We start from the raw sequence: 15,847 nt of genomic DNA on the forward strand, positions 1-15,847 counted from the left end.
ATATGGGGCGAACTGGCATTCATTGCGGCCCAATATAACGCGCCTCAAAGCGCTTGTACAGCCTTTAGCACGTCGTCCACGTGACCCGGTACCTTGATGCCGCGCCATGCCTGGCGAAGCACGCCGTCGGCGTCGATCAGGAACGTCGAGCGCTCGATTCCACGCACTTCCTTGCCATACATTTTCTTCATCTTGATGACATCGAACAACGCGCACAGCGCTTCGTCGGCATCGGAGATCAGCGGGAACGGCAGTTCGAGCTTGGCCTTGAAATTGTCATGCGAGCGCAGGCTGTCGCGCGACACGCCGATGACTTCCGCACCGGCTTTCTTGAACTTCGGATAGAGATCGCGGAACTGCAGCCCTTCGGTCGTGCAGCCCGGCGTGTTGTCCTTCGGATAGAAGTACAGCACGAGCTTCTTGCCCTTCAGGTCGGACAGCGAAATGTCGCCGCCCGTGGCCGGTGCGGTGAAATCGGGAACTTGACGGTCAACTTCGACAGACACGTGTTTCTCCTGTTGTTATGGACGGGCGCCGCTGCGGCGGCGCGGTTCGGCGGGGCGGCGCGGCAGCGCGCCGCACGGGCGAAGCGGCGATGCCGGCTCGCGCGCGAACTCAGTCGGGCTGGACGATCAGCTCGCCGGAGCGGCCGGGGATTTCGCCCCACGCGACAGGGTACGATGGCAGCGAGTCGCGGTCCAGCGCCGCGTGGTAGTCGCCCATCGTCGCAAACGTGTGGCCTTGCGCACGCCAGCCGGCGAGCAGTTGCTCGAACACCGGCGCGAGCTTCTGGCCTTCCAGCTCCGCATGCAGCGTGAACACCTGGTCGTGCGGATTGGCTTCGGTGAACCTGAGGATGTGCGCGGCGACGTTGTGCGTGTCGACGCCGTCGATGCCGAGCACTTCGTCGAGCGTCGGCAGCGTGGTCGGCATCTGCACGTGCGACAGCGTGCGGCCGCCGACGACGGGCAGGTACGGCGAGTGGCCGCGGCCGTCGGACGCGTAGCGCATGCCCCACGCGTCGATCTGCTCGAACGCGGCATCGTTCATCTGCCAGCCGGCCGCGCCGTGCGTGACGGGCGGCGCGCCGAAGATTTCGATGAAGCGCGCGCGACTCTTCTGCATCTCGCGCGCGGTCCAGTCGCGATCGCGTACGCGCACGTTGTCCTGCCAGACCACGTGATCCCACGTGTGGATCCCGCATTCGAAGCCGGCTTCGTGGATCGCGCGCATGTCGGCGATCGCGCGGCGGCCGATGTCGGGGCCGGGCAGCAGCACGCCGTACATCAGCTGCTTCACGCCGTAGTGTTCGACCACCGACGTGCGCGACACCTTCTTCAGGAAGCCCGGGCGGAACACGCGCCGCAGCGCCCAGCCCGTGTGATCGGGCCCGAGGCTGAAGAGGAAGGTCGCGCGCGCATTGAAGCGGTCGAAGATGCGCGCGAGGTTCGGCACGCCTTCGCGCGTGCCGCGCAGCGTGTCGACGTCGATCTTGAGGACGATGCGAGCCAAGCGAACGTCCCGCTCAGCCTTGCTGTTCGACGAGCGCGCGCGCGTCGGCGACGTGGCCGCGGTACGCTTCGAAGATGTTGCGCAGCGCGTCGTCGAACGTCGCCTGCGGCGCCCAGCCGAGCTCCTGCATCGTGTTGTCGATCTTCGGCACGCGGTTCTGCACGTCCTGGTAGCCGTTGCCGTAGTAGGCGCCGGACGTCGTTTCGACGAGCTTCACCTGCTTGGCCGAATCGGCGTACTCGGGGAATTCCGCGGCCAGTTCGAGCATCTTGTGCGCGAGTTCGCGAACCGAGAAGTTGTTCTTCGGATTCCCGATGTTGTAGATCTTGCCCGACGCGACGCCGCCCTTGTTCTCGATGATCTTCATCAGCGCGCTGATGCCGTCGCCGATGTCGGTGAACGCGCGCTTCTGCGAGCCGCCGTCGACGAGGCTGATGTTCTCGCCGCGCACGATGTGGCCGAGGAACTGCGTGACCACGCGCGAGCTGCCTTCCTTCGGCGTGTAGATCGAGTCGAGGCCCGGGCCGATCCAGTTGAACGGACGGAACAGCGTGAAGTTCAGGCCTTCCATCCCGTAACCCCAGATCACGCGGTCCATCAGCTGCTTCGAGCACGCGTAGATCCAGCGCGGCTTGTTGATCGGGCCGTAGGTGAGCGCCGACGCGTCCGGGTCGAACTGCTCGTCCGAGCACATGCCGTAGACTTCGGAGGTCGACGGGAACACGAGGTGCTTGCCGTACTTGACGGCCGAACGCACGATCGGCAGGTTCGCCTCGAAGTCGAGCTCGAACACGCGCAGCGGCTGCTGGACGTAGGTGGCCGGCGTGGCGATCGCGACGAGCGGCAGGATCACGTCGCACTTCTTCACGTGATACTCGACCCACTCCTTGTTGATCGTGATGTCGCCTTCGAAGAAATGCATCCGCTCGTGGTTGACGAGGTCGCCCAGCCGATCGGTCTGCATGTCCATGCCGAACACTTCCCAATCGGTGGTTTCAAGAATGCGCTTCGACAGGTGATGGCCGATGAAGCCGTTCACACCCAGGATCAGGACTTTTTTTGCTTTCATGAATGACGGGAAGAATGAATGAGCTGCGCGAATTCCGCGGGCGTCACGACGGTTTCGCTGCCGTCGCGCTGCTGCCGGAGCTCGAGAATGGATAGGGCGCGGCTGTCGCCGCAGACGCCGAATAGCGCATTATCGCTTACGTGCAGGCCGGGCGGCAAATCCGCCGCGGCGGCCGCGGCCGCGCTGCCGGGCGCCGCGAGGCGCGCACGCGCGATCACGAAGCGCGCGCCGTCGATGTCCGTGAATGCGCCCGGATACGGGGGCGCGACCGCGCGCACCAGGTTGTAGACCTGCGCGGCCGGCTTCGACCAGTCGACGCGGCCGTCCTCGGGCTTGCGTCCGCCGTAGTAGCTGCCGGTCGCGAGATCGTTCGGCAGGTGCGGCGCCTCGCCCGCGAGCAGTGCGGGCAGCACGCGCCAGAGCGTCTGCTCGGCGGCCACCGTGACCTTGTCGAACACCTGCGCGGCCGTGTCGTCCGGCAGGATCGGCACCGCGGTCTGCGCGATGATGGCGCCCGCGTCGGGCTTGGCGGCCATCTCGTGCAGCGTCGCGCCGGTTTCGGTCTCGCCGTTCAGCACGGCCCAGTTCGTCGGTACCCGACCCCGGTATTTCGGCAGCAGCGAACCGTGCATGTTGTACGCGCCGCGCGGCGCGATCGCGAGCAGATCGACCGGCAGCATGTGCCGGTAGTAGAACGAGAAGATGAAATCGGGCCGCGCGTCGGACACCGCGCGGCGCAGCGCCGGGTCGGCCGGGTCGGCCGGCGTGACGACCGGAATGCCGTGCTCGGCCGCGACGGACGCGACGCTGCCGAACCAGATGTTCTCGTTCGGATTGTCCTCGTGCGTGACGACCAGCGCGACGTCGACGCCGCGCGCGAGCAGCACCTGCAGGCAGCGCACGCCGACGTTGTGATACGCGAAGACGACCGCGCGCGGCTTCATTGCGCGGCTCCCGGGCGGTTCGCGGCGGCCGGCACCGGCGGCATGCCGTCGTGCTGCTCGAGCACGGCCTGGATCAGGTAGCGGGGACGCGCGCGCACCTGCTGGTAGATGCGGCCGACGTATTCGCCGAGCAGGCCGAGCGCGAAGATGATCACGCCGAGCAGGAAGAACGTGATCGCGAACAGCGTGAACACGCCTTGCACTTCCGCGCCGACGATGAAGCGGCGCACGAGCAGCAGCACGAACAGCGCGGCCGAGCCGAGCGACAGGATCACGCCGATGAACGACAGCCATTGCAGCGGCACGACGGAGAAGCCCGTCACGAGGTCGAAGTTCAGCCGGATCAGGCTGTACAGCGAGTACTTCGACTGGCCCGCGAAGCGTTCCTCGTGCGCGACCTCGATTTCGGTCGGGTTCTGCGCGAACGTGTACGCGAGCGCGGGGATGAACGTGTTGACTTCGCCGCACACGTTGATCGTGTCGATGATGCGGCGGCTGTACGCGCGCAGCATGCAGCCCTGGTCGGTCATCTTGATGCGCGTGATGCGCTCGCGCAGCCGGTTCATCATCTGCGACGCCTTGCGCCGCCACAGGCTGTCCTGGCGCTGCTTGCGGATCGAGCCGACGTAGTCGTAGCCCTCGTGCATCTTCGCGATCAGCTTGCCGATTTCCTCGGGCGGGTTCTGCAGGTCGGCGTCGAGCGTGATCACGATCTCGCCGCGCGACTGCGCGAAGCCGGCGAGGATCGCCATGTGCTGGCCGTAGTTGCCGTTGAGCAGCACGACGCGCGTCGTGTCGGGCCGAACGTGGAACTGATCGGCGAGCATCGCGGCCGAGCGGTCGCGGCTGCCGTCGTTGATCAGGATCACTTCGTACGACGTGTCGAGTGCGTCGAGCGCCGGATACAGCCGCGCGAACAGCGCGGCGAGACCGTCTTCCTCGTTGTATACGGGGATGATGACCGAGACTTCGGGCCGGCCGGCGTCCAGGTGCGCGGCGCCCGGATGCCCGGCGCGTGCTTCAAGGTGACTCATGTACGCTTATTTTCCGTATTGTTCGCAAATCTGATTGACGGCGTCGACCACGCGACGCACGTCGCCTTCCGTCATCTGCGTAAACAGCGGCAGCGTGACGGTCGACGCGCCGTACCGTTCGGCGTGGGGGAACATGCCCTCCTTGAAACCGCGCGCACGGTACAGCGTGAAAAGGTGGATCGCCGGGTAGTGGATGCCGGTGCCGATGCCGCGTTCCTTCATGTGCGCCATGAATTCGGCGCGCGTGATCGTCAGCCGCTCGAGCGGCAGCGTGACCAGGAACATGTGCCAGTTGCCGTTCTCGAATTCGGCGACCGGCAGGCCGAGGCCCAGCTTCACGGCCGCGCCGCCGTCGAACGCGGCGAAATAGGCACGGGCGAGCGCGCGGCGCTGCGCGGTGAAGCGCTCGAGGTGCGGCAACTGGCCGAGGCCGACGCGCGCGGCGACGTCGGTCAGGTTGTACTTGCCGCCGAGCACGTCGCAGTCCATCCCGTCGAAGCCGGTGCGCGTGATGCCCTGCAGCCGGTACTTCTGCGCGAGCGTCGCCTCGTCCTCGTTGTTCAGCACGAGCGCGCCGCCTTCGATCGTCGTCAGGTTCTTGTTCGCGTGGAAGCTGAACGACACGATGTCGCCGATCGCGCCGATGCGCTTGCCGTTCCACGTCGAGCCGAACGCCTGCGCGGCGTCCTCGATCACGCGCAGGCCGTGCGCGCGGGCGATCGCGTACAGGCGGTCCATGTCGACCGGCAGGCCGGACAGGAACACGGGGATGATCGCCTTCGTGCGCGGCGTGATCGCCTGCTCGAGCTTGTCGAGGTCGATGTTGCGCGTGACGGGATCGATGTCCGCGAACACGGGCGTCGCGCCCGTCTCGATGATCACGTTGCTGGTCGAGACCCACGACGCCGGCGTCGTGATCACCTCGTCGCCGGGGCCGACGCCGGCGATGCGCAGCCCGATCTCGAGCGTGCAGGTGCCCGAATTGAAGGCGCGGACCGGGCGGCCGCCGCAGTACTCGGACAGCGCGGCTTCGAATTTCTGGCACTGCGGGCCGGTGGTGATCCAGCCCGAGCGCAGCACGTCGACGACGCCCTGGATGGTTTCCTCATCGATCTCGGGGCGGGTGAACGGCAGAAACGGAGCGGTAGTCTGGCTCATGAGCGCGTTGGGCCTGTAATGGCGTGTAATAAAAGGGTCGGGCGATCCGCCCGAAACCGGCATTAAACACCGGTTGGCGGATTCGTACCGTGATTTTTTGTAGGCGGACGCTTAACGCCGCGGAGCGCGCTCAGCTGCGCGCGAGCACGAGCACGCCGATCAGGATGATGCCGATGCCGACGAGCCGCTGGACCGACAGCACCTCGCCGAACAGGTACCACGCCGCGAACGCGTTCACGACGTAGCCGAGCGACAGCATCGGGTACGCGATCGACACGTCGACCCGCGACAGCCCGACGATCCATACGACGACGCTCAGCACGTAGCAGCCGAGGCCGCCGATGATCGGCAACTGGGTCGCGATCTTCAGGCCGACCGGGACGATGTTCGCACGGCTGAATTCGAAGTGTCCAACGGCGTTGACGCCGGCTTTCAGCAGAAGTTGCGCACAGGCGTTGAGCATCACGCCGGTGACGATGCAGACGAACGAAACGGGGTTCATGCGGGGGACGTCCTTACGATTGCGGTTTCTCGACGATCACGCGGCGGTTGTCGCGCGCGATCACGCGCATCGGCACGCCTTCGTTGACCAGCGTGTCGTACTGGCCGGGCGGCATGATCGCGAGCGCATGGGTGTCCTGCTTCCAGCGCGTCACCCATTCGCCGACGGTCGGAATCCACTTGTTCGGCTCGACCGAGATCCCGAACGCGAGCTCGTCCTGACGCTGCACCATGATCGTCGTGTGGCCCGCGTAGAACGGGAAGGTGTGGTCGAGCATCTCGATCGAGTAGAACGGCGTGTCGGGCGGCAGCTTCGCCAGCTCGGCGCGCACGGCCGGCGCGAGCAGCGCGCCCGAGCTGTAGCGGCCGAACTCGTCGTGCCCGGTGCCGCCGATCGTGCCGAACGCGAGCCAGGCGGCGCCGAACGCGGCGAGCGCGGCGGCCGCGCCCGCGCGGCGGTTCAGCCACGCGGCCGCGAGCGTCAGCGCGGCAGCGACCGCGAGGCCGGCGTACAGCCACATCTGGAACGCCCGGTACAGCGCGTTCGGCGTGCGGGCGTCGCCCTGGTACGCGAGGAAGATGATCCCGAACGCCGCGGCGACGAAGAACACGAGGTAGCCGAGCAGGTGGCGGCGGAACCGGTCGGCCGTCATCAGCGGCAGGTACGCGCCGATGATCAGTGCGAGCGCCGGCGCGACCGGCAGCACGTACGAGATCAGCTTCGAATGCGATGCGCTGAAGAACAGGAAGATGAACGCGCTCCAGATCAGCAGCACGAGCATCGGCGAGAAGCCGTTCGGCTGGCGCGGCATGCGCAGCGCATGACGGATGCTCTGCCACGCGACCGACAGCCACGGCAGGAAGCCCACCAGCAGCACGGGCACGAAGTAGTACAGCGGGCCCGGGCGATTCTGTTCGGGGGTCAGGTAGCGGCGGAACTGCTGGACGATGAAGAAGAAGTTGAAGAACTCCGGGTTGCGCTGCTGGACGAGCACGAACCACGGCGTGACGATCGCGAAGAAGATCACGAGGCCGCTCACCAGGTACAGGCGCTTCCACAGCGCCCAGTCGCGCGCGATCAGCGTATACAGCACGAGCACGGCGCCCGGCAGGATCAGGCCGACGAGGCCCTTGGACAGCACCGCGAACGCCATCGCGGCCCAGCACGCCCACATCCAGCCGCGCACCGCGGCCGGGCGCAGCCCGGGCCGCTGCGCGAGCAGGAGCGAGCAGAGCGACAGCGCCATCCAGAACGCGAGCCCCATGTCGAGCGCGTTGAAGTGGCCCATCAGGTTCCAGTACGGCGAGCTGGCCAGCACGACGGCCGCGAGGAAGCCCGACAGCGGGTTGAACAGGCGCGCGCCGGTGTAGCCGACGAGCAGCACGCCCGCGAAGCTCGCGACGGCGGTATAGAGGCGCGCCTGCCATTCGCCGATGCCGAACCACGCGAACGTCAGCGCGTTGAACCAGGTCTGCAGCGGCGGCTTCTCGAAGTACTTGTAGCCGTTGTAGCGCGGCGTGATCCAGTCGCCGGTGACGAACATCTCGCGCGCCATTTCCGCGTAGCGGCCTTCGTCGCTCGGGATCAGGTGGCGCAGCCCGAGCGGCGCGAACCAGACGATCGCGAGCGCGACGACGAGGAGGACGAGCGTGATGCGATTGAGCGGTAGCCTCGACGGCGTATCGTTCATGGGTTTTCAGCCTGTTGGTTGTGGTGACGGGCGGCCGGCGGGGTGTGCCGGCGGCGGGCGGCCTGGCCGGGCCGATCGGGGGATCGACCCGCTGCGCCGGCCCGAGTTTTACCGCATCGGGGATTAACGTTCAATTAAGAGCGCGGCGGCGACTTTGCGGCCCTCGGCCATCAGGATGTTGTAGGTGCGGCAGGCGGCCTGGAAATCCATCGTCTCGACGCCGATCCGTTTCGCGGTGAGCGCCGCGACGAGCCGCGGGTGCGGGAAGCGCAGCCGCGCGCCGCTGCCGAAGATCACGAGTTCGGGCGTCGGCTCGAGCAGCATCGCGAAATGCTCGGGCGCGAGCGAGTCGAACGACGACACGGGCCAGGCCTGGACCGGCGCGCCGGGCAGCACGATGACGCTCGTTTCATGGCGTTCGAGATTGACGTCGACATAATCGGGGCCGTAGCCGGTGACGGTGTTGAGCGCGCCGCTCGTGTCCTGGTGCAGTTTCAAATCGGTATTCCGCGGTTCCGTAGGGGAATGGGTGGGCAGGGCCGCGCGGGCCCGGCTGGCCGGTTCCGTGCGCCCGGGCACGCGGGGACGCCTGACGGCACGGGCCCGGCGCGACTATGGTGCATTGCGAAAGTCGGCCAAAATCCGCTAAATTATAACTTTTTGGTCGCCCGCGGGCGCCACTTGCGTCGGGCGTCGCCACAAGCCGCGTCCGACCGCCGCTTTTTCCCAGTCTAGACAGCGCGCACAGACCGGCCGCTTTCCAGTTTTGATCCCGTCCCCCCGGCCGCAAGGCCAACCCAGGAACCGTGTCGTCGTGAAACCGATTCAGAAGTCGAACAAGCTGCTCAACGTCTGCTACGACATCCGTGGCCCGGTGCTCGAGCACGCGAAGCGCCTCGAGGAAGAAGGCCACCGCATCATCAAGCTGAACATCGGCAACCTCGCGCCGTTCGGATTCGACGCGCCGGACGAGATCATCCAGGACATGATCCGCAACCTGCCGGCGTCGTCCGGCTATTCGGATTCGAAGGGCGTGTTCTCGGCGCGCAAGGCCGTGATGCACTACACGCAGGAAAAGGGCGTCGTGGGCGTTGGCCTCGACGACATCTACATCGGCAACGGCGCGTCCGAGCTGATCGTGATGGCGACCCAGGCGCTGCTGAACGACGGCGACGAAGTGCTGCTGCCCGCGCCCGACTACCCGTTGTGGACGGCCGCCGTGAGCCTGTCGGGCGGCACGCCCGTGCACTACGTGTGCGACGAGCAGAACGCCTGGATGCCCGATCTCGACGACATCCGCAGCAAGATCACGCCGAACACGAAGGCGATCGTCGTGATCAACCCGAACAACCCGACCGGCGCGCTTTATTCCGACGAATTGCTGCTCGAGCTGCTGGAGATCGCGCGCCAGCACGGGCTGATCGTGTTCGCCGACGAGGTCTACGACAAGATCGTCTACGACGGCCTCGAGCACACGGCGCTGGGCGCGCTGTCGGAGGACGTGATCACCGTCACGTTCAACAGCCTGTCGAAGAGCTATCGCTCGTGCGGCTACCGCGCGGGCTGGATGGCCGTGTCGGGCCTCGGCGGCGACAACCGCCGGCGCGCGAAGGATTACCTCGAGGGGCTCGGCATCCTGTCGTCGATGCGCCTGTGCGCGAACGTGCCCGGCCAGTTCGCGATCCAGACGGCGCTCGGCGGCTACCAGAGCATCAACGAGCTGATCGTGCCGAGCGGGCGCCTCTTCAAACAGCGCGAACTCGCGTACGACATGCTGACGTCGATCCCGGGCGTGACCTGCGTGAAGCCGCAGGCCGCGCTGTACATGTTCCCGCGCCTCGACCCGAAGCTCTACCCGATCCAGAACGACCAGCAGTTCATTCTCGACCTGTTGCTCGAGGAGCGCGTGCTGCTCGTGCAGGGCACGGGGTTCAACTGGGCGACGCCGGACCACTTCCGCGTGGTCTTCCTGCCGAACCTCGACGACCTGGCCGATTCGATCAACCGGATCGCACGCTTCCTCGACGGCTACCGCAAGCGCCATTCGGTCTGAGCGGGCAGGCTCACGCGGAACTCACTACTTCTTACTCATCGATCACACGCAGCATGGAACCGATCAAAGTTGGCCTGTTGGGCTTCGGCACCGTCGGCAGCGGCACCTTCACGGTGTTGCACCGCAACCAGGAAGAAATCAAACGACGCGCGGGGCGCGGCATCGAGGTCGCGCGCATTGCCGTGCGCAACCCGGCCAAGGCCCAGGCCGCGCTCGGCGCGCATGCCGGCACCGCGCAGATCACCGACGATTTCAACGCGGTCGTCGACGATCCGTCGATCGCGATCATCGCCGAGATGATCGGCGGCACGGGCATCGCGCGCGAGCTCGTGCTGCGCGCGATCGCGAACGGCAAGCACGTCGTGACGGCGAACAAGGCGCTGCTCGCGGTGCACGGCACCGAGATCTTCGAAGCCGCGCGCGAGAAGGGCGTGATGGTCGCGTTCGAGGCGGCCGTCGCCGGCGGCATCCCGATCATCAAGGCGCTGCGCGAAGGCCTGACCGCGAACCGCATCCAGTACATCGCCGGCATCATCAACGGCACGACCAACTACATCCTGTCGGAAATGCGCGACCGCGGGCTCGACTTCGCGACCGCGCTGAAGGCCGCGCAGGATCTCGGCTACGCGGAAGCCGATCCGACCTTCGACATCGAAGGCGTCGACGCCGCGCACAAGGCGACGATCATGAGCGCGATCGCGTTCGGCGTGCCGGTGCAGTTCGACCGCGCGTATGTGGAGGGCATCAGCAAGCTCGACGCGACCGACATCCGCTATGCGGAAGAGCTCGGCTACCGGATCAAGCTGCTCGGCATCACGCGCCGCGCCGAAAACGGCATCGAGCTGCGCGTGCATCCGACGCTGATCCCGGAAAAGCGCCTGCTCGCGAACGTCGAGGGCGCGATGAACGCGGTCGTCGTGCACGGCGATGCAGTCGGCACGACGCTGTACTACGGCAAGGGCGCCGGCGCGGAGCCGACCGCGTCGGCCGTCGTCGCGGATCTCGTCGACGTCACGCGCCTGCACACGGCCGACCCCGAGCATCGCGTGCCGCATCTCGCGTTCCAGCCGGACAGCCTGTCGAACACGCCGATCTTGCCGATCGAGGAAGTGACGAGCGGCTATTACCTGCGCCTGCGCGTGGCCGATCAAACCGGCGTGCTCGCCGCCATCACGCGCATCCTCGCCGAATCGGGCATCTCGATCGATGCGCTGCTGCAGAAGGAGTCGGAGCAGATCGACGGCGCGAACGGCGAGACCGACATCATCCTGATCACGCACGAGACGGTCGAGAAGAACGTCAACGCGGCGATCGCGCAGATCGAGAGCCTCGCGACGGTCGTCTCGAAGGTCACGAAGCTGCGCATGGAAGCACTGAACTGAGTCGAGGACGACATGAACTACATCTCCACGCGCGGCGCCGGCATCGGTGAGCGCCATACGTTCTCCGACATCCTGCTCGGCGGTCTCGCGAAGGACGGCGGGCTCTACCTGCCGGCCGAGTATCCGAAGGTGTCCGCGGACGAGCTCGCGCGCTGGCGCACGCTGCCGTACGCGGATCTCGCATTCGAGATCCTGTCGAAGTTCTGCGACGACGTGCCGGCCGACGACCTGCGCGCGATCACGCGCCGCACGTACACGGCCGCCGTGTACAGCAACACGCGCCACGGCGAGAACGCGTCCGACATCACGCCGCTGAAGACGCTCGGCACCGAGCACGGCGCGGCGCTGTCGCTGCTCGAGCTGTCGAACGGCCCGACGCTCGCGTTCAAGGACATGGCGATGCAGTTGCTCGGCAACCTGTTCGAGTACACGCTCGCGAAGCACGGCGAAGCGCTGAACATCCTCGGCGCGACGTCGGGCGACACCGGCAGCGCGGCCGAATACGCGATGCGCGGCAAGGCCGGCGTGCGCGTGTTCATGCTGTCGCCGCACAAGAAGATGAGCGCGTTCCAGACGGCGCAGATGTTCAGCCTGCAGGACCCGAACATCTTCAACCTCGCGGTCGAAGGCGTGTTCGACGACTGCCAGGACATCGTGAAGGCCGTGTCGAACGATCATGCGTTCAAGGCGCGGCAGAAGATCGGCACCGTCAACTCGATCAACTGGGCGCGCGTCGTCGCGCAGGTCGTGTACTACTTCAAGGGCTATTTCGCGGCGACGCAGTCCAACGACGAGCGCGTGTCGTTCACGGTGCCGTCGGGCAACTTCGGCAACGTCTGCGCGGGCCATATCGCGCGGATGATGGGGCTGCCGATCGCGAAGCTGGTGGTCGCGACCAACGAGAACGACGTGCTCGACGAGTTCTTCCGCACCGGCGCGTATCGCGTGCGCAGCGCCGAGAACACCTATCACACGAGCAGCCCGAGCATGGACATCTCGAAGGCATCGAACTTCGAGCGTTTCGTGTTCGACCTGCTCGGCCGCGATCCGGCGCGCGTGATGCAACTGTTCCGCGACGTCGAGGAGAAGGGCGGCTTCGATCTCGCGGCAAGCGGCGATTTCGCGCGCGTTGCCGAGTTCGGCTTCGTGTCGGGCCGCAGCAGCCACGCCGACCGCATCGCGACGATCCGCGACGTGTTCTCGCGTTACGACACGATGATCGACACGCATACGGCCGACGGCGTGAAGGTCGCGCGCGAGCATCTGGAGGCCGGCGTGCCGATGGTCGTGCTCGAGACGGCGCAGCCGATCAAGTTCGGCGAGACGATCCGCGAGGCGCTCGATCGCGAAGCCGAGCGGCCGGCCGCCTTCGACGGGCTCGAGGCGCTGCCGCAGCGCTTCGAGGTCGTGAAGGCCGACGCGCAGCAGGTGAAGGACTTCATCGCCGCCCATACGGGCGCATGACGCGCAACCGGGCCCGCAGGCCCGGTTGCGCAGGACGGCCGGAATGCCGATTCGACGAACGGATCGGGGTTCCGGCCGTTTCGTTTGGCACGCGGGCATCGTGCGCCGCACGAAACAAGTGCCAGACCGGCGCGTGCGCGCCGATCACGGTTTTCGCATGCTCGCCATATCGCGCGTCCGCGTGGCGGCGTCGCTACAATGACGTATTGATTCCAACGATCCCCGATTCCATCGATGTCGAACCCGAATCCCGCGGCGCCGCGCGCGCCGATGCTGTCGACCGCCGAGGCGCTCGCCGCGCTGCTCGATGCCGCGAAGCCGCTGCCCGGCACCGAAACCGTCGCCACGCTCGATGCGCTCGGCCGCGTGCTGGCGGCCGACGTGAGCTCGCCGCTCGACGTGCCGCCGATGCACACGAGCGCGATGGACGGCTACGCGGTGCGCGTCGCCGACCTGCTGCACGGCGAACGGCGTTTGCCGGTATCGCAGCGGATCCCGGCCGGTCATCCGGCCGCGCCGCTCGCCGCAGGCACGGCCGCGCGGATCTTCACCGGCGCGACGGTGCCGCCCGGCGCCGACGCCGTCGTGATGCAGGAGCAGGCATCGGCCGACGGCGACGCGGTCGAGATCCTGCACACGCCGAAGGCCGGTGAATGGATCACCGCACAGGGCGCGGACATCCGCCAGGGTTCGGTGATCCTGCCGGCCGGCACGCGGCTCACGCCGCAGGCGCTGGGGCTTGCCGCATCGGTCGGTTGCGCGCAACTGCCGGTCGCGCGGCGGATTCGCGTGGCGGTGTTCTTTACCGGCGACGAACTGACGATGCCGGGCGAGCCGCTGAAGCCCGGCGCGATCTACAACTCGAACCGCTTCACGCTGCGCGGGCTGCTCGAACGGCTCGGCTGCCACGTGACCGACTACGGAATCGTGCCCGACTCGCTGGCCGCGACGCGCGACACGCTGCGCGAGGCCGCCCGCGATCACGACGTGATCCTGACGAGCGGCGGCGTGTCGGTCGGCGACGAGGATCACGTGAAGCCGGCCGTCGAGGCCGAAGGGCGGCTCGCGCTGTGGCAGATCGCGATGAAGCCCGGCAAGCCGCTCGCGTACGGCGCGGTGCGTCGCGGCGACGAGCGCCCCGACGCGCACTTCATCGGGCTGCCGGGCAACCCGGTGTCGAGCTTCGTCACGTTCCTGCTGTTCGTGCGGCCGTTCCTGCTGCGCCTGTCCGGCGTGCGCGACGTCGCGCCGCGCGCGTTGTCGCTGCGTGCCGATTTTTCGCAGAGCAAGGGCGACCGGCGCAACGAATTCCTGCGTGCGCGCGTCAATGCGGCCGGCGGTCTCGACCTGTTCCCGAACCAGAGCTCGGCCGTGCTCACGTCGACGGTCTGGGGCGACGGGCTGATCGACAATCCGCCGCAGCATGCGATCAGCGCAGGCGAGACCGTGCGTTTCATCCCGTTTTCCGAATTGCTGTCGTAACGCGGCGGCTTCCCGAACCATGAAGATTCAGCTGAAATTTTTTGCAAGCGTGCGCGAGGCACTGGGCGTCGCCGATGAAGAGGCCAACGTGCCGGACAGCGTCACGACCGTCGGCGACGTGCGCGCGTGGCTGCGCGTGCGCGGCGGCGCGTGGGCCGACACGCTCGCCGAAGGGCGCGCGTTGCGCATGGCGTGCAATCACGAGATGACCGATCCCGACACGCGGCTCACCGAGGGCTGCGAGGTCGCGTTCTTCCCGCCGGTGACGGGCGGTTGAGGCGGCGGCGATGGCAACGGTACGAGTCCAGACCGACGATTTCGATCTGAGCGCCGAAGTGGCGGCATTGAGGGCGCGCAATCCGAAGATCGGCGCGCTCGCGTGCTTCGTCGGCACGGTGCGGGACCTGAACGAAGGCGATTCGGTCGCCGCGATGGAGCTCGAGCACTATCCCGGAATGACCGAGAAGGCGCTCGAGAAGATCGCGGCCGAGGCCGGACGGCGCTGGCCGGGCATCGACGTCGCGATCGTGCATCGCGTCGGCAGGCTGCTGCCGCTCGACCAGATCGTGATGGTCGCGACGGTCGCGTCGCACCGCGGCGATGCGTTCGCATCGTGCGAATTCGTGATGGACTACCTGAAGACCGAAGCGCCGTTCTGGAAGAAGGAAACGACGCCGGACGGCGAGCGCTGGGTCGATGCGCGCAGTACCGACGACGCCGCGCTCGCGCGCTGGGGCGTCGAGTCGGGCAATACGCCGCGCTGAGCGCGGCATGCGGGCGATGCGGCGATGTGCCGCATGCGCGCCGTTGTCGCGTGAGGGCCGTTACGCGTCCGGGTCGACGCCGCGGCCGATGATCTTCGTCGGAAAGGGTTCGCCGCGGGCGCGCGACGGCAACGCATGCGGATCGTCGCCGGCATCGCGGCGGCGCGGCGCGATCGCGTCGAGCAGCGCCTGCTGCTCGGGCGGAATCCGGTAGTCCCAGCCGAAGCGGCTCAACTGCAGGCTCTGCGCGATCCGCAGCGCGGGCTCCATGAAACGGATCGCCGCGGGCGGCGCGTAGCGCGCTTCGACGGTCTTCAGGAACAGCGACAGCCAGCGGCTGAAATGGGCCGGCTCGATCCCGTCGAGCGGCTGGTGCGCCTGCTGTACGTTGCCGCGATAGCGTTTGGTGCCGAGCACGAGGCTCGACCAGAACGTCACCATCTTCGGCAAATGATCGTCCCAGCGCCCGGCCAGCTTCGCATCGAACACGGGCCCGAGCAGCGGATCGTCGCGTACGCGGTCGTAGAACGCGTAGACGAGATCGCGGATGTTGTCTTCGGTCGGCTCGGCGTCGCGGGGGCGGGCCGGTGCGGTATCGGGCGAGGCGGGCAGGGCAGTCATGACAAAAAAGGGCCGGTGGATCGGGGCGGCGACGCGGCGGCGGCACGGGGGGGACGAGCAGGACGCCGGCCGGATTTTGCCGCAAAATAGCGTCCAATAACCCCTGGAAAACCTGTAGATATCACGCATCTTATTGCGCGCACACGCTTCCGGCAACCCGGGGCCGCGCAAC

Annotated in this window: 16 protein-coding genes; 6 read left to right on the plus strand and 10 right to left on the minus strand. The window is 67.2% G+C overall.

Annotation, left to right across the window (positions count from 1 at the left end):
- Positions 1-44 precede the first annotated feature (44 nt).
- The 9 genes from HWX62_RS13395 to HWX62_RS13435 form a co-directional block, all read right to left on the minus strand.
- Positions 45-506, minus strand: coding sequence for a peroxiredoxin (locus tag HWX62_RS13395; RefSeq protein WP_034207483.1), 462 nt, complete (start codon positions 504-506; stop codon positions 45-47).
- A 109-nt stretch (positions 507-615) separates the two neighbouring features.
- Positions 616-1,512 carry a polysaccharide deacetylase family protein gene (locus tag HWX62_RS13400; protein ID WP_175929013.1) on the minus strand — a complete coding sequence of 299 codons (897 nt, stop codon included), beginning with the start codon at positions 1,510-1,512 and terminating at the stop codon, positions 616-618.
- 13 nt (positions 1,513-1,525) lie between these two features.
- Positions 1,526-2,581: a bifunctional UDP-4-keto-pentose/UDP-xylose synthase gene (locus tag HWX62_RS13405; protein WP_006478632.1), complete on the minus strand. Its 1,056-nt coding sequence runs from the start codon at positions 2,579-2,581 to the stop codon at positions 1,526-1,528.
- Positions 2,578-3,525, minus strand: a complete 948-nt coding sequence (locus HWX62_RS13410) for a formyltransferase (RefSeq protein ID WP_175929014.1) — start codon at positions 3,523-3,525, stop codon at positions 2,578-2,580. Before HWX62_RS13410 ends, HWX62_RS13405 begins: the two co-directional genes overlap by 4 nt.
- A complete protein-coding gene (locus HWX62_RS13415; RefSeq protein WP_175929015.1) occupies positions 3,522-4,559 on the minus strand; it encodes a glycosyltransferase in 1,038 nt (345 codons plus the stop codon). Before HWX62_RS13415 ends, HWX62_RS13410 begins: the two co-directional genes overlap by 4 nt.
- A gap of 6 nt (positions 4,560-4,565) precedes the next feature.
- Positions 4,566-5,717 carry a DegT/DnrJ/EryC1/StrS aminotransferase family protein gene (locus tag HWX62_RS13420; RefSeq protein ID WP_175929017.1) on the minus strand — a complete coding sequence of 384 codons (1,152 nt, stop codon included), beginning with the start codon at positions 5,715-5,717 and terminating at the stop codon, positions 4,566-4,568.
- Between the two features lie 130 nt (positions 5,718-5,847).
- Positions 5,848-6,219, minus strand: coding sequence for an EamA family transporter (locus HWX62_RS13425; protein ID WP_175929019.1), 372 nt, complete (start codon positions 6,217-6,219; stop codon positions 5,848-5,850).
- 13 nt (positions 6,220-6,232) lie between these two features.
- Positions 6,233-7,909: a glycosyltransferase family 39 protein gene (locus tag HWX62_RS13430; protein ID WP_175929021.1), complete on the minus strand. Its 1,677-nt coding sequence runs from the start codon at positions 7,907-7,909 to the stop codon at positions 6,233-6,235.
- A gap of 123 nt (positions 7,910-8,032) precedes the next feature.
- Positions 8,033-8,407, minus strand: a complete 375-nt coding sequence (locus tag HWX62_RS13435; RefSeq protein ID WP_175929022.1) for an Mth938-like domain-containing protein — start codon at positions 8,405-8,407, stop codon at positions 8,033-8,035.
- Between the two features lie 316 nt (positions 8,408-8,723).
- Here HWX62_RS13435 and HWX62_RS13440 point away from each other — a divergent pair, with 316 nt between their 5' ends.
- From HWX62_RS13440 to HWX62_RS13465, 6 genes are all read left to right on the plus strand, one after another.
- Positions 8,724-9,962, plus strand: a complete 1,239-nt coding sequence (locus HWX62_RS13440) for a pyridoxal phosphate-dependent aminotransferase (protein ID WP_175929023.1) — start codon at positions 8,724-8,726, stop codon at positions 9,960-9,962.
- 53 nt (positions 9,963-10,015) lie between these two features.
- On the plus strand, positions 10,016-11,344 hold the full coding sequence (locus tag HWX62_RS13445) for a homoserine dehydrogenase (protein WP_175929024.1): 1,329 nt from the start codon (positions 10,016-10,018) through the stop codon (positions 11,342-11,344).
- Positions 11,345-11,356: 12 nt separating this feature from the next.
- Positions 11,357-12,808, plus strand: a complete 1,452-nt coding sequence (thrC, locus tag HWX62_RS13450) for a threonine synthase (RefSeq protein ID WP_175929025.1) — start codon at positions 11,357-11,359, stop codon at positions 12,806-12,808.
- Positions 12,809-13,042: 234 nt separating this feature from the next.
- Entirely contained in the window at positions 13,043-14,290 is a 1,248-nt protein-coding gene (glp, locus tag HWX62_RS13455) for a gephyrin-like molybdotransferase Glp (protein ID WP_175929026.1), read from the plus strand.
- A 19-nt stretch (positions 14,291-14,309) separates the two neighbouring features.
- Complete coding sequence (gene moaD, locus HWX62_RS13460; protein ID WP_006478642.1) at positions 14,310-14,567, plus strand: molybdopterin converting factor subunit 1; 258 nt, start codon at positions 14,310-14,312, stop codon at positions 14,565-14,567.
- A gap of 10 nt (positions 14,568-14,577) precedes the next feature.
- Positions 14,578-15,054 carry a molybdenum cofactor biosynthesis protein MoaE gene (locus tag HWX62_RS13465; RefSeq protein WP_175929027.1) on the plus strand — a complete coding sequence of 159 codons (477 nt, stop codon included), beginning with the start codon at positions 14,578-14,580 and terminating at the stop codon, positions 15,052-15,054.
- Positions 15,055-15,114: 60 nt separating this feature from the next.
- Here the strand turns inward: HWX62_RS13465 and HWX62_RS13470 are convergent, their stop codons facing one another.
- Positions 15,115-15,675: a group III truncated hemoglobin gene (locus HWX62_RS13470; RefSeq protein WP_175929028.1), complete on the minus strand. Its 561-nt coding sequence runs from the start codon at positions 15,673-15,675 to the stop codon at positions 15,115-15,117.
- Positions 15,676-15,847 lie beyond the last annotated feature (172 nt).

Origin of the sequence: Burkholderia sp. BCC0506 (assembly GCF_902833145.1) — a bacterium.
Classification (GTDB): Bacteria; Pseudomonadota; Gammaproteobacteria; order Burkholderiales; family Burkholderiaceae; genus Burkholderia.